Raw genomic sequence first — 20,967 nt, forward strand, 5'->3', positions numbered from 1 at the left:
TCGCCAGGGGACTACGTGGGCTCGCCATGGCTCAACTCGTGCCAGCCGGGCCATCGCCACCTGTGGACGGCGGGCCAGGTTGTCGCGAGACCGGTGGAGAGCACGCCGCCGAAGGCCACTGTCCCCTCGTGGGACGCGTAGGCGATCCAGTCGTGATGCTCGTCGCTCCAGAGCCCCTCGGGGCCGATGTACCTCGGGGCGAAGATCTCGACATCCAGCAGGTGGTCGGCGCCGTCCTCACTCAACTCGACCACCCGACGGCGGCCCAGCTCTCGCAGCACCCGGCGGACCTGGTCGACGCCGTCGTCCTCCCACATCGAATCCCCGGTCAGCACCAGCACGTCGTGTGGAACCTCGCCGCTCAACAGGGGGTGCCAGCAGTCGTCCTGCACACCCCATCGTTGCCGCAGCGACGTGCGCCAGGCTGATGACTCCTGAGACGTCAGCACGCGGCGGTACGGGAGCGGGTCGACGCTGAGGTGGGGCTGTGCCAACCACCGCTGCACGTTCGCAGCGAACAGCCGACGCTCGTCCGCGATGGCACCTGCCTCAACCTCGGCCTGCGCTGACGTGGTGAGCGATGAGCTCGCGCTCTCGGCAGCGGCGAGGAGGTAGTGAGTCACCACGTCGATGCCGGGGAGGTGGTCCGGGTCGAGGCGCTCAACCTCCGTGAGGATGATGGCTGCCACCATGTTGTAGCGGGGAAAGATCCGCTTCGCCTCCGTGGTGTAGTGGTACCCATCGGCGTGGCGGCCATCGTTGGGCAGTTGGCGGTACCCGCCCCATAGCTCGTCGTACCGCTGCGTCAGGTAGCGCCTCGACGCCCAGTGCAAGGTGTTGGATTCCACGAGGGCATCCTCGCCGATGGTCCGTGTCGCTGGAGATGCCCGCGCCGTGGTTCGGAGGCGCTGGGTGTACCCCGTCGTCCCCCAGGTCGTCGACGGCTCGCACCCTTCGACGATCCTCGATGAACCGTCTGCCATCGCGGGTCCACACTATTTGCCGGATCTGACTACGCTTTGCCCTGTCTCGGACGCGATCGATGGAGGGTGCATGTCGGTGAATGAGCCGGCGAGCGGGGAGTTCGCTCGCATGCTGGACGCGACGGTCGGCGCGTTACGCGCCGCCGGGGCCGCGCCGGAGGACGAGGAGACCGCGCGCCTGCGTCGGGTCGGTGAGTCCGCCGAGGGGCAGGTCCGTGCCGAGTTTGGCGCTGATGGCCGGCTGGCGTCGCTGACGCTGGACCCACGGATGATGCGGCTCAGCTCGGCCGAGGTTTGCGACCACGTGATCGCGGCAGTGAACGCGGCGATCGACTCGATGCGCGGCGGCGGCCCGTCGGTGGCCGCCGGCGACCTCTCGCAGCTCACCGAGCAGCTGGAACAGGTTCGTGACACCGCCGTGCCGCGGCTCGGTGCGTTCCTCCAGGCGCTCACGGACGCGCAGGAGCGGATGGCCCGAGGAGGACCTCGCTGATCGGCATCGAGCCGATCATCCCACTCGGCTGGATCGGCTACGTTCGGCGGCCCCGACGACGTTAGTAATCTGAAGCTTCTACACCGCACAACAGACTGGGGAAGTCGGCGGGCATATCTGGACCGAGGTGGTGGATTGAACCCCGAGTTGCGGGAGCTCATCGCGGAGTTGCGCACCGACCTGGAGGCGGATCAGCCGGCGACACTGGTGTGGGCCCAGATCTACGAGGGTGCTCCGGCCGACCAGATTCCCGCCGGTCTGCCGCAGTCGGTCCGGGAGTTGTTGGAAATCGCCAACGGCCTCCGAGCCGGCGCGTTCGACCTTCGCGGAACCGACCTACTCGACGACATCCAGTACTACATCGAGCTGATGCCCGAGTTCACCGGCGTCGCCGACGAACCCGCCGAATGGCTGGTCTTCGGCACGTTGGGCGACGAGCCGCTGCTGATCCGACGCGACACCGGCGCGGTCTGGTACTTCCCGGAGGAGACCGCCGAAGAGTGGTTCATGCGTGAGGCGTTCCTGGAAGTCGCACCGGACCTCGACTCGTTTCTCGCCTACCACGTCTTCGGCGCCGGGTACGGCGAGGTCGGCTACGACGACGACAATTGGTGGGGCTTCCTCGACGAGCAGGGCCTGACCACGCCTGGCGACGAAGACGAGGAGACGGACGCTTGACCGCAACACACGAAGAACTCACGGCGCTCTGGGGCGCCGAGGGGATGATCTACTTTCCGCTCGACCGGTTCGACGACGTCCTCGGCCCACTGACGCCAGAGGTCTTCCCACCGTTCGGGGCCATCCCGGTCGACGTGCCGATCCTGTTCACTGTCGACGTCGACGTCTCCGGCATGGAGTTGTTCTCCAAGCTGAAGATCGAGATCGGCGAGGCCCGCCCGCGCATCCACATCGTCCTCGGCAGTTCGCCCGAGGACCCGCAGCTGCTCTTCTGCCTCGACGCGCTGACCGGAGCCGTCGTACTGCTGGACCTGGAGACCCCCAACTTCGAGACGGTCAACGCGACCTTCGCCGCGTTCGTCGAGTTTCTCTACCGGCTCGGAGGGCTCATCGCGACGGACCCGGGCGGTCGGGCTCGCGCCGCCCGCGCCGCCGCTATCCGCGAGGAGCTGATGGGCGTCGACTCGTCCGCGTTCGCCGACCCGAAGTCCTGGTGGAGCATGGCCTTCGATCAGCTGGAATCCACCAACGGGTAGCACGCAGGGCCGGTGGGGATGGACATCTACGACCAGTACGAGCGGGACGCCGAGGAGCATCTTGCGGCCTACGGCCTGCGCGTCAGCGCTGACCAGATCCCGATCGTTCGGAACCTTCTCGTACGTGAGATCCGGCACGAGACGGACACCTACGCCGGATTGGGCACTGTCCCCGGCAATACGGAGCTGATGCGTATCTGCGCCATCCAGCTCTGGCACGCTGGTGCCGTCGAGGACGTGTTGCTGGTCAACCGAGCCCGCGGCACCAGCATGGACGCAACCGGTGCCGTCGACGTGGAGTTGATGCTGGGGGCGGGCGTTTTCAGGACCAAGGAATACCTCGTCACCCTCGGCACCGAGGAAGCCCGAAAAATCCTCGACGAGATCGCGTGGGTGGAGGAGTCGTACGACGCCGGGCACTACGCAGCTTTCCTCGACAGGTATTACCTGACTACTTGACTGGACGTCTCGTCGGTCGCCGTAGACTTTTGATCATGAGGCGAAACCTCACGGAGATCGCGGCCGAACTGCAGGCACTCGACGTGCTGGACTTCGACGTGACGCGGCTCGACGCCAATGGCAGCGACCAGCTCGACGCGATCTGTACGGAGTTGGCCGAGCGGGACGACCCTCAGCAGTGGGCGCCACTGCTCTACGCAGTGATGGAACGCCTCTACATGGCGGATCTGGGTAGTCCCGGCCCCCTCGTCCACACCCTGGAGACCTGGCGTGGCTACCGTCCCTTGCTGGTCGAGTCGCTGCGGCGCAAACCGACTCCGTTGACCGTCTGGATGGCCAACCGCGTGCTCAACGGGAATCCGCCGGACGCTCCTCAATGGCTGCAACTGATCCAGGAGGCGGCGAGCCATCCAATGGCATCGCCTCAAGTCCAGGCCGACGCCCGCGATTTCCTGACGTACCAGGCCACGCGCTCCTAGCGGCAGCACCGCCCTTCCGGTCAGCTCAACGAGGATTCATTCCAGGGCTCAATGACGTGGCCCATTGCGCTCGGCGAGCTTCTTCAGGTTGAGCAACTGTCGTCGAGCCATGATCAGGTCGCCGACGGACAGCCCGGGTGCGGCCCAGCGGGCCGTCTGCATGACGACCTTGAGTAGCAAGCGTGTCGTGTTGTCCTCCTGAGGCACGAGGACGTAGGACATGAAGGCACCCATGATGGTGCTCGTCAGCTGCCTGCCGGGGTCGACCGAGACGATCCTGCCCAACTTCCGCCCGCCAGCGGTAGTGAAAGCCTCGCCGACCTGGGGCGCGGGTAGGCCTTCCAGCTGTCGAGGCGAGCGGTGGCCGAGGTTGTCGATCCAGTCATACGAGTACGGGGCAAGTCTCAGTTGGGCCACCCACGGCCACACCGCTGCGGCGGGCACGTCGACCCGTACTCCGCGCCACGCCCGAAGAGTGGGTGAGACGACGAAGTCGTCGCAAGGATAGGAGCGCAACGTCTCGCTGGTGGTCACGCCCCACCGGTCACCGATCACGCATTTATCCTGCGCCATGCATGAACTCCAGCGGCATGCCTGAATGTGCGGCTCAATCGACCCGCTGGGCCAGCACCTGCCCCGGCCAGGACCCGGCCAGGAAGGTTTCGGTGGGAGTGAACCCGTGGCGCTCGTAGTACGCCACCAGCTCGCCACCGCCGCCCGCCCAGCAGTCGACCCGTAGCAACCCCACGCCGGCCCGCCGGGTTTCCTCGACGGCGTGTGTCAACAGGACCGACCCGAGTTTCTGGCCGGCGAATCGTCTGTCGGAGACCAGGAGCCGGACGTACCGCTCGGGTTCTTCCGCTGGCGCGATCGGTGCCCGCGGATCGGGCCCGGAATGCAACACCAGGGCTGCGGCCGGCGTCCCGTCCACCTCCGCGATGAACGGGAGGTTCTCGGTCAGGTACCGATCGACCTGTTCGGCTCTTTCGGGCTTCTCCGAGAACGGCGTCGTGCCCCACTGCTCGGTGTTGCCGCGGTCATTCATCCAGACCACCGCGGAGTCGAGCATGTCCAGTACGGCGGGTGCGTCGGCCAGGCCACCGCGTCTGACACGTATGCCGTGGGTGGTGTCGTCCATGGCCGAATGGTAGTCCGAGGGCGGGGGCCAGGACCGAGGGCATCATCGGTCCTGGCCCCGGCTCCCGGGTTCACGATCTCCGGAGTTGAGGGTCCGATTCATCGCTGCCAGTAGGCGCTCAAGGGTTCTGCGGTCGCTGTCGGTCAGACCACGGAGGATGGCCGCCTCGTTGGCCAGGTGTTCCTCGATGAGCCGGTCGGTCAACGCCACACCGGCCGGAGTCAGCCCGACCACCCTGCCGCGCGCGTCGGCTGCGGAGACCGAGCGCGACACGAGGCCGCGGGCGATCAGCCGGTCCACCCGCTTGGTCACGGCTCCGGTGGTCACGAGCATCCGTTGGCTCAGCTGGCCGGCGGTGAGCGTGTAGGGCTCACCCTCGCGGCGCAGCGCCGCGAGCACGTCGAAGTCGCCGTTGCCGAGGTCCGCCGCGGCGAACGGCGGTCGTAGGGCCGCATCGAGTACGGCGGCCAACTGTTGGATGCGACCGATGATCAGCAACGGGGTGGGATCGAGGTCTGGTCGCTCGCGACCCCACTGAGCAACGATGTCGGCGATCCGGTCGTCATCCACTGTTGCATCTTACCTTCCAGAGAAGATAACTTCTCTTCCGTGGAAGACAACTCGACTCGAACGTCAGCTCCGGTGGTCACGGCGTACGTGGATCCGTCCTGCCCGTTCGCCTGGATCACCTCCCGCTGGCTCATGGAGGTCGCGACGATGCGGCCGCTCACTCTGCGGTTCGAGGTGATGAGCCTCGCGGTGATCAACGAGCACCGTGACCTGGAGCCCTGGTACCGCGAATTCAACGACCGGGCGTGGGGGCCGGCCAGGGTGTGTGTGGCGGCAGCGGCGCACCACGGCTCCGCCGCCCTCGTACGGCTGTACCCGGCGCTCGGTCGCCGGATCCACGACGCCGGCGACAAGGACTTCGACACCGTCGTCCCGCTGGCCCTGGCCGAGGCCGGCCTCCCCGCCGACCTGGCCGACGCCGCCCACCGCAGCGACCTCGACCCGCAGCTGCGGTCGAGCACCGCCCACGCACAGCAACTGGTGGGCGAGGACCTCGGCACCCCGACGGTCGTCATCGACGACGTGGCCTTCTTCGGCCCTGTGCTGACCGCGATTCCTCGTGGCGAGGAGGCCGTCCGCGTCTTCGACGGCGCTCGCCTGCTCGCTGGCTGCCGGGCCTTCTCTGAACTCAAACGCGCCCGGTCCGACGCCCTCACCTTCGCGTAGCTCCACCACTGCCGTTGGGGGAGCTGGTTAACCGACCCAGGTCGACCCAGGTCTGTCGATGCCTCGTCACCGGATGTTCGGCGTCGCGTCGACTCGAATCGATAGTGTGCGTTGGCCGCCACCACCGGCGGTTCGTGCGGAGGGACATCGATGCGCAGGACAACGGACTGGTCGGCCCGCGCCCTGGGCGCTCTCGCTGGCGCGGTCGCGCTGGTGGCCGCCCTGCTCCCGGCGGCACCGGCCACTGCCGCGAGCGTGGGCTTCAAGGCGGCCACGCTGAACATCTACTACGGGCTGAGCCAGGCCGACTTCGCGCACGACCTGAACCTGATCGCGTCCAGGGCGGACCTCGTCGGTCTCAACGAGGTCGGTGCCCGCAAGGCGTTCCTGACGAGTTGGGCCGCCGACAACGGCTGGTGGTTGTACGCGCCGGGCGGGACCAACCAGGCCGGCGAGGCGTTGATCGCCAAAAAGAGCATGTTCGACGTACTCGACAAGGGCTCGATCTTCGTCTGTGACACCAACGGTCCGGGCGAGGTGCCGCCGGCGCGGTACAACAACTGGGTCAAGTACCGGCACAAGGCCAGTGGCCGCAACGTGACCCACATCAACGCCCACGCGGTGGCCAGCATCGAAACTTCCGGGCGGCCGGAGGATCTGCCGCGCACCAGGTGCGCCGAAGCGCAGTTCCAGGGTCTCAAGGACCTGGCGGTCGACAAGCAGGACGAGGGCCAGGTCATCGTGAGCGGAGACCTCAACGTCGACTTCAGCGCCGACCGGAACTACGGGTACGCGAAGTTCCCGTGGCAGGTCTTCGAGGCCAACGAGCTGCCGAATCTGCGCTCCAACTACAACCTCTTCGGCGAGAAGGGCACCGGCACGCACGGCAACCGGCACATCGACTACGTCTACTTCTGGAAGCGGCTGCCCGAACACCAGCTGATGTGGATGACCGATTACGACATCGTCAGCGCCACCAGGTCCGACCACAGCGGTGTCGTAGCAACGTTCTCCATCCAGAGCTGACGCCTTCGGCCTTCGTCGGCTACGACTTCAGGCGCTCGGGATGTCCCCGGTGCTCCGCCCACTCGGGCGCGAGGATCGACATCACCGTGGTGTCCACCCAGTCGTCGCCGTGGCGTAGGACCTGGCGTAGGACACCCTCGGCGACGAAGCCGGCCTTTTCGTACACCCGGCGGGCCCGAGGGTTGAAGGCGAACACCTCCAGTGAGATGCGGTGCAGGCCGAGCCGCTCGAAACCGTGGCCGACGACCAGGCGTACCGCCTCGGTGCCCAGGCCACGGTCGCGGCCGGCGGAGATGAGCAGCGTGCGGAAGTTGCAGTTCCGGTTGACGGGGTCGCAGTCGTTGAGGACCACCTCGCCGACACAGGCCCCGGTGGCGCGGTCCACGACCGCCAGGTCGAGTCGGTCGGTCTGCGCGTTGCGGCTGCCGTACCAGGAACGCATCCGCTCCTCGTCGGGAGCGTCGTCGGCCGGGCTGCCGGTCAGCCGGGCCACCTCGGGGTCGGCCACCGCCGCCCGGAAGGTGTCCAGGTCGTCGTCGACGAAGGGACGCAGGATCACTCGTTCACCGGTCAGGGTGGGTTTGATCGAGAAGTCGGGGGTCGCCTGGTCACTGGACATCGACCGATCTTCGGCGCGACCCCGGCGACAGGCAACCGGTTTCCGGGGGCAGGATACGGAGGTGATCCCGAGCCCGAAGCGATGATCGCCGCCCTACTCGGCCCGCCACGCGCCTAGCGTGCGGACCGCGGTCGACGAGACCGCGGCCAGTTCGGGCTGCACCGGCAGGAACACCGTGGGCACACCCAGCGACTGGTTCATCGCTGCGAGCTGGTACTCAGCCCGGAGGTCGGTGGTGTTACGCGCCCCGCGGACGATCACTCCTACGTCCCGGAGACGACAGTAGGTGGCGGTCAACCCGCTCCAGGCCGCAACGGTGACCGAGGTCCACTCGACCGGCAGAACGGCCCGGACAGCGGCGGCCCGCTCCTCCTCGTCGCTGCCCGGATGCTTGCCGCTGTTGACCGCGACGAGCACGACCACCTCGTCGAAGAGCGCGCGTGCCCGGCTCACCACATTCGCATGCCCCGGAGTGAAGGGATCGAAGCTGCCGGGGTAGACGGCTCGCACTCGTACGCGGCCGGGGGGCCGTGCTGTCAGACGTGACCATTCGGGTGTCACTGCCGCAGGACCCGCTGCGCATCGCGGATGACCTGTTCCGAGGCGATCGCGGCCCATGAGGCGAACAGCTCCCGGAAGTAGGCCCCGTGCCGGTCCACCATCGCAGGATCGTGCTCGATGACGTCCAGTTCGTTGACGATGCTCAGGTCCACCAGCGACCGAAGTTGAGTCTCACCGGGCGTCCGCACCTGACATGCGAAACGGTCGAACACCTCGCCGGTCCTTGCCAGCTTTTGCCAGCTGCGTCCACGGTCGCAGGCGCCGTACAGATAGACGAGTTCCTCGGCGTCGGCACCAACGAGATCCCGCAGCACGGCACGATCGGGCCGATCAAGCAGGGTGACGTCGAACCCGTCGGTGCCGTAGACGGCGTGGGTGACCCCCGCTGCCTGCACGTCAAGGGTGCAGCCGAGCAAGGCGAGTCGTTCGCTGACTCGACAGAGGTGGGCGTACAGGTTGCCTCCGGGGTGGGCGATCTGCTCAGCACCATGCCGGCGGAGCCAGACCCGAACGCCGTCGTCGGTGCTCATGGTCCGACTGTAGGCATCGACGATCGACTCCGATGGCCGCCGGGCGTGGGCAATATGTCACAGCGCCGTGGGCATACCTGGCGACGCGGCGGCCGCGAGCGTGTCGTCGCGGCCGAAAATGCGGGGGTACGCGGAGCGCCGGTGTCGCAGACTCGCCATCATGCTGGCATCGGTTCGTAGCGTCGCGGATCTGGCCGCCGCGCAGGCGCAGGGTCATCGGGTCAAGTTCCTGTTTTTCTGGGGGCACCAACCCGAGCGTGACGGGGGTGTCGGCGCAGGCTGCTTGAGCCAGTGGTGGCCGGCGCCGTTCACCGCGGATGACATGCGGTTCGCCACTGCGGAGCACTACATGATGTGGCGCAAGGCCACCCTGTTCGGCGACCGCGCGATGGCGGAACAGATCCTTGCCGCGCCGCATCCCCACGCCGCCAAGGCGCTGGGAGGACGCGTCGCGGGTTTCGATCAGCGGACCTGGAGCGAACACCGCTTCGCGATCGTGGTGGCCGGCAACCGTGCGAAGTTCGGCCAGCATCGCGCGCTCCGGGCATTTTTGCTGGCTACCGGGCAGCGAGTCCTGGTGGAGGCCAGCCCGCTGGACCGGATCTGGGGTATCGGACTGGACCGCGACGATCCGGCTGCCGGCGAGCCCGGGTGTTGGCGAGGGCTCAACCTGCTCGGATTCGCGCTCATGCAGGTGCGTGAGGTGCTCAGGGATCAGGGCCCGCACGATGCGGGTCGAGCGTGACGGGGGTCGCGGGGGAGCGGCCATGGTCGATCTCTTGACACTGGTCGATGCGATCGCTAACACTTGTCCGCAACGCGAGCTTAACGAACCGAACACATTGTGCCTGTAGCCGCGTGACGCGCCAGAGGTGTCCTGCGCCGGCACGTCGCCCACTGTCGACCCGCCAAATCCTGGGCCAGGACCCGACTCGTTCCTGTTAACGCTAACATAGATGATCTTGCGGAGAGGGGTCGGGACCGTGGTTCCACGGTGTATGACAGCGACATCGCTGTCGGGAGCATCGACCGTCCGTCTACGGGCCCTCCTCGTGCTCTCCACAGTGGCCGCCGCGGCTGTCGTGGTGATGGCCGACGGGCCGGCGCATGCCGCCCCGCTGCCGACCGGCGCCGTCTCGCTGGAGGCGGTCAACCAGGCCGGACGGTACGTGCGGCACTTCGACTATCTCGGTCAACTCGATCCGGTGACCTCCAGCAGTGCCAACCAGACCAAGCTCGATGCCACCTTCACAGTGGTCAACGGCCTGGCGTCGCCGACCTGCTACTCGTTCCAGACCAAGGCAGGCATGTTCCTGCGCCACCGTGACTACCGACTCCGGATCGACCCGAACACCGGCGACGCGGGTTTCCGGGCCGACGCCACCTTCTGTGCCGTGGAGGGCTCGGTCAGCGGATCGGTGGCGCTCGTCTCGTACAACTACCCGAGCCGTCGGATCCGGCACCGCGACTTCGCGCTCTGGCTCGACGCCTACCAGGACACGGCCGCGTTCCGTGCGGACAGCGCCTTCCGCCTCGTCGCGCCCTGGGCGCCCCGGACCACCAAGGGCCCGGTGATCCCGGGTCTCTTCGCCGACCCGCACATCACCGTGTTCAACGGCCGTTACTACCTCTACCCGACCACCGACGGCTACGCGAGCTGGGCCGGCACCTACTACAAGGCGTTCTCCTCCACCGACCTGGTCAACTGGACCGACCACGGCGTGATCCTCGACCACGGTCCGGACGTGTCCTGGGCGGACAACTCGGCCTGGGCGCCGGCGGTGGCCAACGCCAACGGCCGCTACTACCTGTACTTCAGCGGTGGCGCGGCCAGCGGCAACACGGCCAAACAGCTGGGCGTGGCGGTGGCCGACAGCCCCACCGGGCCCTTCCGTGACGCGCTCGGACGACCACTCGTCCGCAGCGACCAGTTCTCCGGCGGGCAGACGATCGACCCCATGGTGTTCACCGACGACGATGGGCAGTCCTATCTGTACTGGGGCCAGGGCGTCGCGCGGGCGGTGCGGTTGAACGCCGACATGGTCTCCTTCGACGCGGCGCAGGCGCGGGTCATCACCCCGTCCGGCTACAACGAGGCGCCGTTCGTGTTCAAGCGCAACGGTCTGTACTACTTCATGTGGTCGGAGAACGACACGCGCAGCGAGGACTACCGGGTCGCGTACGCCACCGGCTCCTCACCCCTCGGGCCGTGGACCAGACGCGGTCTGGTGCTGCAGAAGCGCCTCGACGTCGGCATCAAGGGCACCGGTCACCACTCCGTGCTCCGGGCACCCGGTAGCGACACCTGGTACATCGCCTACCACCGCTTCGCCGTGCCGGTCGGCAACGGCACCAACCGCGAGACCGCCATCGACCGGATGGAATTCAGCACCGACGGCACCATCCGGCCCGTCGTACCGACGCTGTAGCTGACTGGTAAGCCCCTGCGCGAAGGAGAGAGACACATGTCGAGAGTCCTCGTCCGGCTCTGCGCGGTTGCGGTGGCCGCGAGCCTGCTGTTCACCACCTGGTCGGCGGCTACACCCAGGGAGGCGGCCGCGCTCGACCCGACCGTCGGCTACCTGATGGCGCACTTCACCGGCGAGTCGTCCACCGACCAGCAGATCTACCTCGCTCACAGCACCGACGGCCTACGCTGGACCGACCTCAACAACGGTGGGCTCGTGCTGCGGTCCACCGTCGGCACCCGCGGCGTCCGCGACCCCGCCCTGGTCCGCTCGCCGGCCGGCGACCGGTACTGGATCATCGCCACCGACCTGTGCATCGGCTGCGGCCAGGACTGGTCGGCCGCGATCAACAACGGCAGCCGCAACCTCGTCGTGTGGGAGTCCACCGACCTGGTCACCTGGTCGGCGCCGTGGCTGCTGAACGTCGCCGGCGCGATCCCGGACGGACGCAACGCCTGGGCTCCGGAGGCGATCTGGAACCCGGCCACCGGCGACTACGTCCTCTACTGGGCGACGAACGTCCCGCTCAACGGCGCGACCAAGCACCGCATCTACTACGCGCGCACGGCGAACTTCCGCAGCGTCACCACCCCGCAGGTCTTCGTCAACCGGCCGGGAAACCAGGAGATCATCGACACCCAGATCGTCGAGGTGCCGGCCGGAGTCGGTGCCTACCGCTACGTCCGGGCCTCCCGGGACGGCCAGATCGCCATCGAAGGCAGCAACTCCATCCTCGGCACCTGGACCAGCCTCGGAAACCTCTCCAGCATCGGGCTGACCGGAGCGCAGGTCGAGGGCCCGATGTGGATGAAGTACAACAACCGCAACGAGTGGGTCCTCTACCTCGACCAGTACTCCAGCGGACGCGGGTACCTGCCGGTCCTGACCACCGACCCGTCGAGCCCGGGCAGCTACCGGCTCCCGGCGTCCGGCTCGTACGCCATGGGTGGCACCAAGAAACGGCACGGTTCGATCCTCAACCTGACCGCTGCCGAACAGAACCGGGTGCTCGCCCGCTGGCCCGTCACAGCTGTCAACCGGATCCAGTCGTACAACTTCCAGGACCGGTACGTGCGGCACTACGACTACGACGTCCGCATCGACCCGAATGTCAGCCCCGCCCAGGACGGCCAGTGGCGGGTGGTGCCCGGCCTGGTCGGCTCCGGCACCGTCTCCATCCAGTCGGTCAACTACCCGGGCCACTACCTGCGCCACTACGGATACGACTTCCGGCTGGAAGCCAACGACGGCACCGCCACCTACGCGGCCGACGCCACCTTCCGGCAGGTCGCCGGCCTCGCCAACTCCTCGTGGACGTCGTTCCAGTCCTACAGCCACCCCGACCGCTACCTCCGGCACTACGCCTACCTGCTCCGACTCGACCCGGTGTCCGACGCGCAGAGCCGTGCCGACGCCACCTTCCGCGTGACCAGCTGAACCTGGTCCCTCTTCAAGGAGTTCCGACTGTGGCACTACATCGACGGGTGCTCTGCGCCCTGGTGGCCGCGCTGACGGCGATGGTTGGCATCGTCGCCGTCGCGTCGTCGCCAGCCATCGCCGCCACCAACCAGTTCCGCGGCATGAACTGGGCAATGCTGGGTGACAACTTCAAGACCAGCCCGCTCGTCGTGCAGGGCCTGAGCATGTCCGACAGCAACGCAACCGTGCGGGCCAAGGCCAACGCCCTCTACGACGACATGGCGTCCACCATGGGGGTCAACACCATCCGGCTGCCCATCAACACCCACACGGTGGGGACGGCCTGGTGGGAGGCGTACCGAGGTGCCATCGATGCGGCCACCGCCCGCGGCTTCAAGGTCATCCTCGCCTACTGGGAGGACGGGGCCGCCTCCGGCGGCAGGATCACGAACCTCGCCGCGTGGAACGCGATGTGGTCCACGGTGACCAACACGTACGGCACGAACACCAACGTCTACTTCGAGCCGATGAACGAGCCCCACGGCTACAGCTCGGCCGAGTGGCGCAACGTCGCTGCCAACTGGCTCACCTACCACTACTCGGCGGTGCCCGGCCGGGTGCTGATCGGCGGCACCGGCTTCAGCCAGGACCTGCGCGACATCTGCAACGACAGCCGCTTCAACGCGACGCTGCTGTCCTTCCACTACTACGCCTTCTTCTACGGCGCGATGACCTACGACGCCTTCCGCAGCCACATCCAGGCCCGCCTCGGCAACTGCGCCTCCCGCGCGGTCGCCACCGAGTTCGGCGCACCCATGAACGACGGCCGCAACTACGCCGACGCGGGCAGCACCGACAACTTCGTGCGCTACATCCGCGCCATGGCCCAGGTCATGCGCGACAACCAGATGGGCGGCACCTACTGGCCCGCCCTCGGCGGCAAGACCGGCACCATCGGCTACGACTGGTACTCGATGTTCGCCCTCAGCGGCAGCGGCACCGACCTCAACCTGACCGTCCGCAACACCTCCGGCGCGGACCGGATCCGGTACGCGTGGGGCGACACCGTCGGCGATGGCCCGACCACGCCCCCGCCGTCGACTGGAACGTTCTACCGGATCGATGTGCGGCACAGCGGCAAGGCCATGGACGTCCAGCAGCCGAACACCGACAACGGTGCGCGCGTCGGCCAGTACACGTACGGCGGTGGCGCGTGGCAGCAGTGGCAGTTCCAGGACGCCGGCAGCGGCTTCTGGCGCATCATCAGCCGGCAGAGCGGCAAGTGCCTCGACGTCGTGAGCGCATCGACCGCCGACGGCGCCGAACTCGTCCAGTACACCTGCGGCAGCGGCACGAACCAGCAGTTCCAGATGGTTTCCAACGGCGGCTACTTCCAGCTCCGGGCACGACACAGCAACAAGTGCGTGGACGTGCCGGCCGCATCGACCGCGGACGGGGTGGTCCTCAAGCAGTACTCGTGCAACAGCGGCACCAACCAGCAGTGGTCGCGCACCACCGTCTGACTGTCGTTCCGACGTAACGACCGGTTCACTGTTGCCTTCCCGAGCCGGACAACGACGGGTTGCCTTTCAGCAATCCGTCGTTGTCCGGTGGACGCACCACGTCAACTCCAGCCCGGTCGTCCGGGCCTACGCCGTCTGGGGCTTTACCCACCGCGCGTGTCGTTCACCTACTTGGGTGGCGAGTCGGTGATCGGCTGAGCCTGTCACCTGCGGTGGTGGTCAACGGGCAGCAGGTAACGACTGTCCCGCTTCAGCGGGGGAGCAATCAGCTGGGCCTGGCATTGCGCTACCGTCAAGGCGCGCGCCTCGGCGTCGATCAGTCCGCGTCCGCCGGCCGTCGACGGCGCGCAGGACCCCACCACATTCAAGGAGAACCCGATGCCGGAGCCTGAGCCCGCCCAAGACGACCCTGCGGTGGCTGCCGACACCTCACCAGCGGCTGAGACCGATTCCGAGACCGACGCGCCGGCCGTTCCCACGAATCGGGCTGCCCGACGCGCGAAGGGCAAGGTCGCCTCGCCTCAGCCGCATGGAAAGGGTCAGCACCTCGGCGGCCGCGGCTCGGTCCAGAGCCCTCGCCAGTATGGCAACCGCCGTAGCGGTTGATCAGCAGATCCCACTGCGGCGCTCGCGCTCTCGACCCGGCCGGCCCGGAACTCTGGCGCCGGTCCAGCACGGGTGTCGCTCGTGGTGCGGCGTGAGCCGACCGTGCACAGTGGAATGCGGAAGCCGGCGTACGTCGGCTTTGTCGTCGACCACAGGTACGGTTTCGGTGCTCGACACGTACGGGCATCGGCGGCACGTCGTCGGGCGGCAGCGGCCCGCCCGATGGCGACGCACGGTGGGAGGGAGCGATGGTGGCGCAGCGGAGAGCATTGGTGGTTCGGGGCGGTTGGGAGGGGCACCAGCCGGTCAAGGCGACGGAGTTGTTCCTCCCCTTCCTCGAACGTAGCGGCTACGCCGTGCGGGTCGAGGAGTCGACAGAGATCTACGCGGACGCCGCCGAGATGGCCGGGACCGACCTCGTCGTGCAGTGCATGACGATGTCGCAGATCACCGCGGACCAGGTGGCCGGCCTCAGCGCCGCGGTCATCGCCGGCACGGGCTTCACCGGCTGGCACGGCGGCATCGTTGACTCGTTCCGCGCGTCATCCGAATACCTGCAGCTGGTGGGCGGCCAGTTCGCGACCCACCCGGGCCGGGAGCCCTGTGAGCGTCGTGGTGGCCCCGAGGACAACTTCCTACCGCACACGGTGCGCATCACCGACCTCGGCCGGGAGCACCCGATCACCGCGGGCATCGAGGATTTCGACCTGGTCACCGAGCAGTACTGGGTGCTGCACGATGACCTGATCGACGTGCTGGCCGTGACCACCCACCCGACGCAGGCGTGGCATCCGTGGCACCGGCCGGTCACCTCGCCGGCGATCTGGACCCGCCTGTGGGGTGCCGGGCGTGTCGTCGTGACGACCCCGGGCCACAGCCTCGACGTGCTGGAGCACGCGGATGTCCGTACCGTCATCGAGAGGGGAATGGTGTGGGCGACCCGCACCGCGTCGGCGTCGTAGGTCTCGGGGTCATCTCCCGCGCGTACCTGGACACACTCGCGGACCACAGTGAGGTCAGCATCGTCGCGGTGGCCGACCTCGACCCCTCCCGGTCGGCCGAGGTCGCGGCCACGATCCCCGGAGCCGAGGCGTTGAGCGTGGAGCGCCTACTCGCCCGCCCGGACGTGCAGACGGTGCTCAACCTCACCATCCCCGCTGCGCATGCCGACATCTCGCTGGGCACGATCGACGCCGGCAAGAACGTGTACGTCGAGAAGCCGCTCGCCGTGGCGTTCCCGGACGGCCGCTCGATCATCGAGCGAGCCGCGTCGGCCGGCGTCCGCGTCGGCTGCGCGCCGGACACCGTCCTGGGCACGGGTACGCAGACGGCGCGGGCGGCGATCGACGGCGGGCTCATCGGACGGCCCATGTCAGCGTCCGCCGTCATGGTCACTGCGGGGCACGAGCGCTGGCATCCCAATCCCGACTTCTACTACGCCCCGGGCGGCGGCCCGATGCTGGACATGGGGCCGTACTACATCTCGGCGCTCATCCACCTGCTCGGGCCGGTCCGGGCGGTGACCGGAGCCGCCAGCCGCCTGCGCGCCGAGCGTGTCATCGGCTCGGGCCCCCGCGCCGGTGAGCGGATCCCGGTGGGGGTGGACACCCACCTCACCGGCGTACTCGAGCACGCCGATGGTGCGCTCTCCACCATCACGACGAGCTTCGACGGCGTCCGGACGACGGCCGCGCCGATCGAGGTGCACGGGGAGGCCGGCACGCTCGCCGTACCGGATCCGAACTACTTCGACGGTGAGGTCCGCCTCTTCGCGCTCGGCGGCACCGAATGGCGCGCTCTCGAACCGCTTGCCGGTTACGCCAAGGCTTCCCGGGGCATCGGTCTGATCGACCTGGTCCGGGCCGACGATCGGCGTCCGCCGCGCGCCGACGGAAACGTCGCACTGCACGTCCTCGAAACGATGACCAGCCTGCTCCGGTCGGCGGCGGAAGGCCAGCGAATCGAGCTGACGACGACGGCGCAGCGGCCCGTGCCGGTCCCGCTCACTCCGGTCGAGGCCTGGAAGGCGTACCCGGCGTCGTGAGGTGGTCGCGTTGACAGGCGGAAGGGCCGGCCGGCGCCGACAATGGGGGAGTGGCACCCGCCTTCGTCCTGCATCACCACCGCAAACCACGGCCGCACTTCGACCTGCGGCTCGAGGAGGACGGTGTGCTGCGTTCGTGGGCGGTGCCTCGCGGTCTGCCGGACAGCCCCAGCGACAACCGACTCGCGATCGCCGTGCCCGACCACGACCTCGATCACCTCACCTACGAGGACGTCGACAAGTCGATAGCCGACATCGGCACCTGGGAGGAGCATGATCGCACCGACCGCCGGATGCTGTTCACGTTGCACGGCCGCGCCGGTAGCCGGCGATACGCACTCATCCGCACCGGCGAGGGGTGGCTGCTGCACCTGACGAAGGAGCAACCCCCGGACCAGCGCAGATAGATGGCCACAGGCTCTCATGGTGCTTGTACTGGGACGGCCTGGACACGGTGTGGTTGCATGCCAGACCATGGACGGCGACCGCGTCTCGGGAAGTGCGCATGCCCCGTCGGCCACCTGCCGCCGTTCGAGCCACCCTCCAACGTCACCACCGGCGACAGCCGCAGGCCCCCTGGCCCGCACGCAGAGTCAAGGTTCGGCTCGATGTGCCTGGCCTGTCCGCCTCGACAATGCGACAGCTACGCGTGCTCGATCGCCTCTACAACTGGCCGGACAACTGGACCGCCTCTGCCATCGTGACCTGGTGCCGACCGCCGGGTAAGTATCGCGGCTACGGCTATGCCCGCACCCAAGTTCCCTGGCACTGTGACGACGACTGGCGAGCCAACTCAGATGATCCCCGCGCCGTCATCGACATCGCCTTCGGCCGGGTCTCTGAAAAGGCCCGCCGGGAACTGCGTCGAGTTGTCACTCCAGCCAACGAGAGTCGCCAGAGAATATGGCTTAACAACCCGTTCGCCGACCCCGACCTTCCCTGGTGGCTACGAACGTTGGACTACTGAACCCAGACCTGCCACATGGGCTTGTGCGCCCGTCCCATCACGCCAGGTCGGGTGCCACCGCCGACTCGACAGGCCTTAGCATCGCCGGCATGGCGACACGGCTTGTTCAGATCAACATGAAGGCTCGGGACGACTCTGCGCTTGGGGGTTTCTGGGCTCAGGCGCTTGATTGGGGAGTCTCCAGCGAGGGACCCGGCGTGACCAACCTCGAACCCCAGGGCTTCGTCTACCCCGATCCCGTAGCCGTCTGCGTCGACCTGATCGTCTCTCCGGAGCCCAAGACGGTAAAGAACCGCGTGCACGTGGACCTCGCCACCACCTCGAAGGACCACCAGGCGCAGGTGGTCGCGCGCTTGAAGGATCTCGGCGCGACAGCTGCCGAGGTGGGCCAGGGCGAGGTGCCATGGACGGTTCTGGCCGACCCGGAGGGCAACGAGTTCTGCGTGTTGGACCCCCGACCGCTCTACCAGGACACCGGGCCGATCGCCGCCGTGGTGGTCGACTGCGCGGATCCGCGAGCCATGGCCCGGTTCTGGAGTGAGGCCACTGACTGGACCCTGCACGAGGTGACCGACCAGGGGGCGAGACTGCGCTCAGCCAAGGGCGTCGGCCCCTACCTGGAGTTCGTCCGTACGCCTGACGTGAAGAGCGGGTGGAACCGCGTTCATCTCGACGTCCGCCCGTACCCCGGTGACGACCTCGAGGTCGAGGCGGCCAGGCTGCGGAGTCTCGGCGCGACCCCCATCGACCTGGGCAAGGACGTCCCGTGGAGGGTGCTCGCCGACCCGGAGGGCAACGAGTTCTGCCTCCTCACCCCGAGCTGACCCCAACCCCCCGGCGAAAGCTCACCGTAGCCCTCGGCAGGGTCCCGCGGCTCAGGCCGAGGTCCGCGGCGGCGACCTCGCTGCGATATCGAAGGGCACCCACCGGGTTCGGGCAACGGCCCTGTTGCGGCGAAAAGCGGCAGTTCGTGGCCGCAGTGAGGTCCCATCGGAGACGTTGGCTTCAGGGCAAACACCCCTCTATGGTGGGGGCATGCCGCCGGTGACCTACCACTCGCCCGCCGCCACCGAGGTGGCGGGGGGCGGTGCTGTGCGCGTGCCGACGGCGACCCGCCCCAAGGCCGACATGCGGGTGCCGGTTGTCCGCGCGCCACACACAGTGCCCACGCACACGCACACAATGTCGAGCCCGATGCGAACCGGCCGAGGCCCACCTGCGGAATCGTTGCATACCCAGAACGACCGCCAGGGCGAAGCTATCCAAGCTTCGGCCCTTTTTGTTTTTCCCACACATTCCCACCCCGGAAAGGCGAACAATGAGCGTCGATAATCGTCGTACTCTCGACCAGAGCTGGCTGGCTGACCTGCGCGCGTCCCTGGCGGACGACTTCGCCACCCAGACGGCTCGGCTGCGGGAACTGACCGAGCTCAACGCGGACACCGGCGACCCCGGCGAGGCCCACAACCAGGCGGCGCTGCTGCTGGCCACCCGCCAGAACATCGAGCAGATCACCGGTGCGCTGAACCGGATCAGCGAGGGCACCTACGGCGCCTGCCAGAGGTGCGGCCAGAGCATCCCGGCCGAGCGGCTCGAAATCCTCCCGCACGCCCGCTTCTGCGTGCCGTGCCAGGAGAAGCAGAGCAGGTGACGCCGGTGTGGCTGCCGTGCCGCCGCCGCGGCAGCCACACCCTCACGTGTGAGAGCGGTGGTAGCGTGCGACGGGTCTTTGCGATCTTGGTTATGTCCTTCAGCGGCCCGTGAGGAGATCACGATGGCAGGTGTTCCGGCCGATCCGGGCGTGCTGCATCCGATGCCCGAACAGTCGCGCGTGGTGCTACTGAAGCCGCTGGTCACCTCGCCGCTGATCGACGTTGGGGAGTTCACCTACTACGACGACCCGGATGATCCAACCGCCTTCGAGACCCGCAACGTGCTGTATCACTACGGGCCCGAGAAGCTGATCATCGGGAAGTTCTGCGCGCTGGGCGAGGGCGTGCGGTTCATCATGAACGGCGCCAACCACCGCATGGACGGCCCGTCGACCTTTCCGTTCCCGATCATGGGCGGTTCCTGGGTCGAACACTTCGATCTCATCACCAACCTGCCCGGCCGGGGTGACACCGTGGTTGGCAACGACGTGTGGTTCGGATACCGAGCCATGGTGATGCCCGGCGTCCAGATCGGCAGCGGAGCGGTCATCGCTTCCGGGTCCGTCGTCGTCGATGACGTCCCCGATTACGGCATCGTCGGCGGCAACCCAGCCAGGCTCATCCGTCGCCGCTTCAGCGAGGAAGACGTCGCCCGCCTTCTGGCACTTGCCTGGTGGGACTGGCCAACTCAGGACATCACCGAGCACCTTCGCACGATCATGTCCGGCAGCATCGACGACCTCGAGGCCGTGGCGCCCAAGCATCGGTAGTGCCAGGCCGGACCTGCGCGCGCTGACCGATGCCACCGACTCCTGAACGCCGTCCCCTCAGCCTTTCTGCCGCTCGGGCTCAGCTCAGCGCACTGCCGCCGCGGTGACGACCGGAGCCGGACGCCGCAAATACCACTCGGCGACCGCAAGATTGATCAACCAGCCGGCGACCACCAGGCCGGCCCGGACGTTCCCGGCGGGCTGTTCCCCGGTCGCGATGAGGTACGGCGCGTGGGTGAACGCCTGGGTGCCGGCGCCGAGCCCGATCGCGTAGCCGCGCGTCATCCACCTACGGTGCCGGGCGATGTCCCGGCGTAGCACGGCGGCGAGGCCGAGCAGAATCGAGCCGGCCATGGCCGAGCCGAAGACGAGTCGCATGCCGGCGAGCACGTCGTTGTCATGGGCCGGCAGGTCGTACGCGACGGCCATCCACAGGCCGGTGAACGCGACCGTCAGTCCGCAGGCGACGAGCACCCGGCCGGCGCGGCGGTGCCAAGAGTGGCGGCGCAGACGGGGTACGAACTGGAATGCGCCGAGGATCGTGTAGACCACCGCGCCGACGATGTGCAGCACCACCGGCAGCGGATCGGCGACGAACCGCGCGTTCGCAGGGGTGACCTCCGGTCCGCTGCCCAACTCGGTGAGGCGTCCCGCGCCGGCGAGCATCGGTATCAGGCCCAGCAGGATCAACGCGGCCGGTAGCCGCCACTCGCGCATCGTCATGCCACCGATGGTGGACGCCGGACCCGTCCCCGCTCATCGGCACATGGGCCGCGATTG

26 protein-coding genes are annotated in these 20,967 nt (G+C 67.9%); 18 read left to right on the plus strand and 8 right to left on the minus strand.

What is annotated here, in order from left to right:
• Window positions 1-11 precede the first annotated feature (11 nt).
• On the minus strand, window positions 12-848 hold the full coding sequence (locus NIE79_RS23915; RefSeq protein ID WP_238680695.1) for a hypothetical protein: 837 nt from the start codon (window positions 846-848) through the stop codon (window positions 12-14).
• A 205-nt stretch (window positions 849-1,053) separates the two neighbouring features.
• On the opposite strand from NIE79_RS23915, the gene NIE79_RS23920 reads away from it, so the two are divergent.
• The 5 genes from NIE79_RS23920 to NIE79_RS23940 all read left to right on the plus strand — a co-directional run bounded on the left by NIE79_RS23920 (window position 1,054) and on the right by NIE79_RS23940 (window position 3,628).
• Window positions 1,054-1,476: a YbaB/EbfC family nucleoid-associated protein gene (locus NIE79_RS23920; protein WP_238680696.1), complete on the plus strand. Its 423-nt coding sequence runs from the start codon at window positions 1,054-1,056 to the stop codon at window positions 1,474-1,476.
• Between the two features lie 135 nt (window positions 1,477-1,611).
• Window positions 1,612-2,154 (plus strand): SUKH-4 family immunity protein, encoded by a 543-nt coding sequence (locus NIE79_RS23925; protein ID WP_238680697.1) that lies wholly within the window; start codon window positions 1,612-1,614, stop codon window positions 2,152-2,154.
• Window positions 2,151-2,690, plus strand: a complete 540-nt coding sequence (locus NIE79_RS23930) for an SUKH-4 family immunity protein (RefSeq protein ID WP_238680698.1) — start codon at window positions 2,151-2,153, stop codon at window positions 2,688-2,690. The genes NIE79_RS23925 and NIE79_RS23930 overlap by 4 nt, the downstream gene beginning before the upstream one ends.
• Window positions 2,691-2,708: 18 nt before the next feature.
• On the plus strand, window positions 2,709-3,149 hold the full coding sequence (locus tag NIE79_RS23935) for a hypothetical protein (protein ID WP_238680699.1): 441 nt from the start codon (window positions 2,709-2,711) through the stop codon (window positions 3,147-3,149).
• Window positions 3,150-3,184: 35 nt separating this feature from the next.
• A complete protein-coding gene (locus NIE79_RS23940) occupies window positions 3,185-3,628 on the plus strand; it encodes a hypothetical protein (protein WP_238680700.1) in 444 nt (147 codons plus the stop codon).
• Window positions 3,629-3,676: 48 nt separating this feature from the next.
• Here NIE79_RS23940 and NIE79_RS23945 read toward each other — a convergent pair whose 3' ends face one another.
• From NIE79_RS23945 to NIE79_RS23955, 3 genes are read right to left on the minus strand one after another with little or no spacing between them, the layout of a single operon-like run.
• Window positions 3,677-4,183, minus strand: coding sequence for a polyketide cyclase (locus tag NIE79_RS23945; RefSeq protein ID WP_238680701.1), 507 nt, complete (start codon window positions 4,181-4,183; stop codon window positions 3,677-3,679).
• A 52-nt stretch (window positions 4,184-4,235) separates the two neighbouring features.
• A complete protein-coding gene (locus NIE79_RS23950; RefSeq protein ID WP_238680702.1) occupies window positions 4,236-4,766 on the minus strand; it encodes a GNAT family N-acetyltransferase in 531 nt (176 codons plus the stop codon).
• Window positions 4,767-4,808: 42 nt separating this feature from the next.
• The gene (locus NIE79_RS23955) at window positions 4,809-5,336 is read right to left on the minus strand and encodes a MarR family winged helix-turn-helix transcriptional regulator (protein ID WP_238680703.1); all 528 of its coding nucleotides are present in this window, start codon (window positions 5,334-5,336) and stop codon (window positions 4,809-4,811) included.
• A 39-nt stretch (window positions 5,337-5,375) separates the two neighbouring features.
• On the opposite strand from NIE79_RS23955, the gene NIE79_RS23960 reads away from it, so the two are divergent.
• Window positions 5,376-6,002 (plus strand): mycothiol-dependent nitroreductase Rv2466c family protein, encoded by a 627-nt coding sequence (locus NIE79_RS23960; protein ID WP_308193217.1) that lies wholly within the window; start codon window positions 5,376-5,378, stop codon window positions 6,000-6,002.
• Between the two features lie 150 nt (window positions 6,003-6,152).
• Complete coding sequence (locus NIE79_RS23965) at window positions 6,153-7,028, plus strand: endonuclease/exonuclease/phosphatase family protein (RefSeq protein ID WP_238680704.1); 876 nt, start codon at window positions 6,153-6,155, stop codon at window positions 7,026-7,028.
• A gap of 19 nt (window positions 7,029-7,047) precedes the next feature.
• Here NIE79_RS23965 and NIE79_RS23970 read toward each other — a convergent pair whose 3' ends face one another.
• From NIE79_RS23970 to NIE79_RS23980, 3 genes are all read right to left on the minus strand, one after another.
• A complete protein-coding gene (locus NIE79_RS23970; protein ID WP_238680705.1) occupies window positions 7,048-7,647 on the minus strand; it encodes a GNAT family N-acetyltransferase in 600 nt (199 codons plus the stop codon).
• Window positions 7,648-7,740: 93 nt separating this feature from the next.
• Window positions 7,741-8,208 carry a pantetheine-phosphate adenylyltransferase gene (coaD, locus tag NIE79_RS23975; RefSeq protein ID WP_308193218.1) on the minus strand — a complete coding sequence of 156 codons (468 nt, stop codon included), beginning with the start codon at window positions 8,206-8,208 and terminating at the stop codon, window positions 7,741-7,743.
• Complete coding sequence (locus tag NIE79_RS23980; protein WP_238680707.1) at window positions 8,205-8,738, minus strand: DUF6817 domain-containing protein; 534 nt, start codon at window positions 8,736-8,738, stop codon at window positions 8,205-8,207. The genes coaD and NIE79_RS23980 overlap by 4 nt, the downstream gene beginning before the upstream one ends.
• Before the next feature lie 160 nt (window positions 8,739-8,898).
• On the opposite strand from NIE79_RS23980, the gene ybiA reads away from it, so the two are divergent.
• From ybiA to NIE79_RS24035, 11 genes are all read left to right on the plus strand, one after another.
• Window positions 8,899-9,483, plus strand: a complete 585-nt coding sequence (gene ybiA / locus NIE79_RS23985; RefSeq protein ID WP_238680708.1) for a riboflavin biosynthesis intermediates N-glycosidase — start codon at window positions 8,899-8,901, stop codon at window positions 9,481-9,483.
• Between the two features lie 253 nt (window positions 9,484-9,736).
• A complete protein-coding gene (locus NIE79_RS23990; protein ID WP_238680709.1) occupies window positions 9,737-11,167 on the plus strand; it encodes a family 43 glycosylhydrolase in 1,431 nt (476 codons plus the stop codon).
• Between the two features lie 36 nt (window positions 11,168-11,203).
• Window positions 11,204-12,643 (plus strand): glycoside hydrolase family 43 protein, encoded by a 1,440-nt coding sequence (locus NIE79_RS23995; RefSeq protein ID WP_238680710.1) that lies wholly within the window; start codon window positions 11,204-11,206, stop codon window positions 12,641-12,643.
• A gap of 29 nt (window positions 12,644-12,672) precedes the next feature.
• Window positions 12,673-14,148 carry an RICIN domain-containing protein gene (locus tag NIE79_RS24000; RefSeq protein ID WP_238680711.1) on the plus strand — a complete coding sequence of 492 codons (1,476 nt, stop codon included), beginning with the start codon at window positions 12,673-12,675 and terminating at the stop codon, window positions 14,146-14,148.
• A gap of 854 nt (window positions 14,149-15,002) precedes the next feature.
• Window positions 15,003-15,716 carry a ThuA domain-containing protein gene (locus tag NIE79_RS24005; protein WP_238680712.1) on the plus strand — a complete coding sequence of 238 codons (714 nt, stop codon included), beginning with the start codon at window positions 15,003-15,005 and terminating at the stop codon, window positions 15,714-15,716.
• Window positions 15,686-16,798 carry a Gfo/Idh/MocA family protein gene (locus tag NIE79_RS24010; RefSeq protein WP_238680713.1) on the plus strand — a complete coding sequence of 371 codons (1,113 nt, stop codon included), beginning with the start codon at window positions 15,686-15,688 and terminating at the stop codon, window positions 16,796-16,798. Before NIE79_RS24005 ends, NIE79_RS24010 begins: the two co-directional genes overlap by 31 nt.
• Before the next feature lie 50 nt (window positions 16,799-16,848).
• Window positions 16,849-17,205 (plus strand): DNA polymerase ligase N-terminal domain-containing protein, encoded by a 357-nt coding sequence (locus tag NIE79_RS24015; protein WP_238680714.1) that lies wholly within the window; start codon window positions 16,849-16,851, stop codon window positions 17,203-17,205.
• Window positions 17,206-17,447: 242 nt separating this feature from the next.
• A complete protein-coding gene (locus NIE79_RS24020) occupies window positions 17,448-17,765 on the plus strand; it encodes a hypothetical protein (protein ID WP_238680715.1) in 318 nt (105 codons plus the stop codon).
• An 89-nt stretch (window positions 17,766-17,854) separates the two neighbouring features.
• The gene (locus tag NIE79_RS24025) at window positions 17,855-18,589 is read left to right on the plus strand and encodes a VOC family protein (protein ID WP_238680716.1); all 735 of its coding nucleotides are present in this window, start codon (window positions 17,855-17,857) and stop codon (window positions 18,587-18,589) included.
• Window positions 18,590-19,083: 494 nt separating this feature from the next.
• Window positions 19,084-19,416 (plus strand): TraR/DksA family transcriptional regulator, encoded by a 333-nt coding sequence (locus NIE79_RS24030; RefSeq protein WP_238680717.1) that lies wholly within the window; start codon window positions 19,084-19,086, stop codon window positions 19,414-19,416.
• A gap of 123 nt (window positions 19,417-19,539) precedes the next feature.
• Window positions 19,540-20,187: a CatB-related O-acetyltransferase gene (locus NIE79_RS24035; protein ID WP_238680718.1), complete on the plus strand. Its 648-nt coding sequence runs from the start codon at window positions 19,540-19,542 to the stop codon at window positions 20,185-20,187.
• A gap of 84 nt (window positions 20,188-20,271) precedes the next feature.
• Here the strand turns inward: NIE79_RS24035 and NIE79_RS24040 are convergent, their stop codons facing one another.
• A complete protein-coding gene (locus NIE79_RS24040; RefSeq protein WP_238680719.1) occupies window positions 20,272-20,910 on the minus strand; it encodes a DUF2306 domain-containing protein in 639 nt (212 codons plus the stop codon).
• Window positions 20,911-20,967: the final 57 nt, after the last annotated feature.

This window comes from Micromonospora trifolii (assembly GCF_022229005.1).
In the GTDB taxonomy this organism is placed as follows: domain Bacteria; phylum Actinomycetota; class Actinomycetes; order Mycobacteriales; family Micromonosporaceae; genus Micromonospora; species Micromonospora trifolii.

What these genes read in the sequence shown, in the direction of transcription:
- NIE79_RS24040 (WP_238680719.1), bottom strand. Translation starts at nt 20,910, where the DNA reads ATGACGATGCGCGAGTGGCGGCTACCGGCCGCGTTGATCCTGCTGGGC.
- NIE79_RS24025 (WP_238680716.1), top strand. Translation starts at nt 17,855, where the DNA reads ATGGCGACACGGCTTGTTCAGATCAACATGAAGGCTCGGGACGACTCT.
- NIE79_RS24005 (WP_238680712.1), top strand. Translation starts at nt 15,003, where the DNA reads ATGGTGGCGCAGCGGAGAGCATTGGTGGTTCGGGGCGGTTGGGAGGGG.
- NIE79_RS23980 (WP_238680707.1), bottom strand. Translation starts at nt 8,738, where the DNA reads ATGAGCACCGACGACGGCGTTCGGGTCTGGCTCCGCCGGCATGGTGCT.
- NIE79_RS23965 (WP_238680704.1), top strand. Translation starts at nt 6,153, where the DNA reads ATGCGCAGGACAACGGACTGGTCGGCCCGCGCCCTGGGCGCTCTCGCT.
- NIE79_RS23920 (WP_238680696.1), top strand. Translation starts at nt 1,054, where the DNA reads ATGTCGGTGAATGAGCCGGCGAGCGGGGAGTTCGCTCGCATGCTGGAC.
- NIE79_RS23995 (WP_238680710.1), top strand. Translation starts at nt 11,204, where the DNA reads ATGTCGAGAGTCCTCGTCCGGCTCTGCGCGGTTGCGGTGGCCGCGAGC.
- NIE79_RS24030 (WP_238680717.1), top strand. Translation starts at nt 19,084, where the DNA reads ATGAGCGTCGATAATCGTCGTACTCTCGACCAGAGCTGGCTGGCTGAC.
- NIE79_RS23970 (WP_238680705.1), bottom strand. Translation starts at nt 7,647, where the DNA reads ATGTCCAGTGACCAGGCGACCCCCGACTTCTCGATCAAACCCACCCTG.
- NIE79_RS23950 (WP_238680702.1), bottom strand. Translation starts at nt 4,766, where the DNA reads ATGGACGACACCACCCACGGCATACGTGTCAGACGCGGTGGCCTGGCC.
- NIE79_RS24035 (WP_238680718.1), top strand. Translation starts at nt 19,540, where the DNA reads ATGGCAGGTGTTCCGGCCGATCCGGGCGTGCTGCATCCGATGCCCGAA.
- NIE79_RS23935 (WP_238680699.1), top strand. Translation starts at nt 2,709, where the DNA reads ATGGACATCTACGACCAGTACGAGCGGGACGCCGAGGAGCATCTTGCG.
- ybiA (WP_238680708.1), top strand. Translation starts at nt 8,899, where the DNA reads ATGCTGGCATCGGTTCGTAGCGTCGCGGATCTGGCCGCCGCGCAGGCG.
- NIE79_RS23940 (WP_238680700.1), top strand. Translation starts at nt 3,185, where the DNA reads ATGAGGCGAAACCTCACGGAGATCGCGGCCGAACTGCAGGCACTCGAC.
- NIE79_RS23990 (WP_238680709.1), top strand. Translation starts at nt 9,737, where the DNA reads ATGACAGCGACATCGCTGTCGGGAGCATCGACCGTCCGTCTACGGGCC.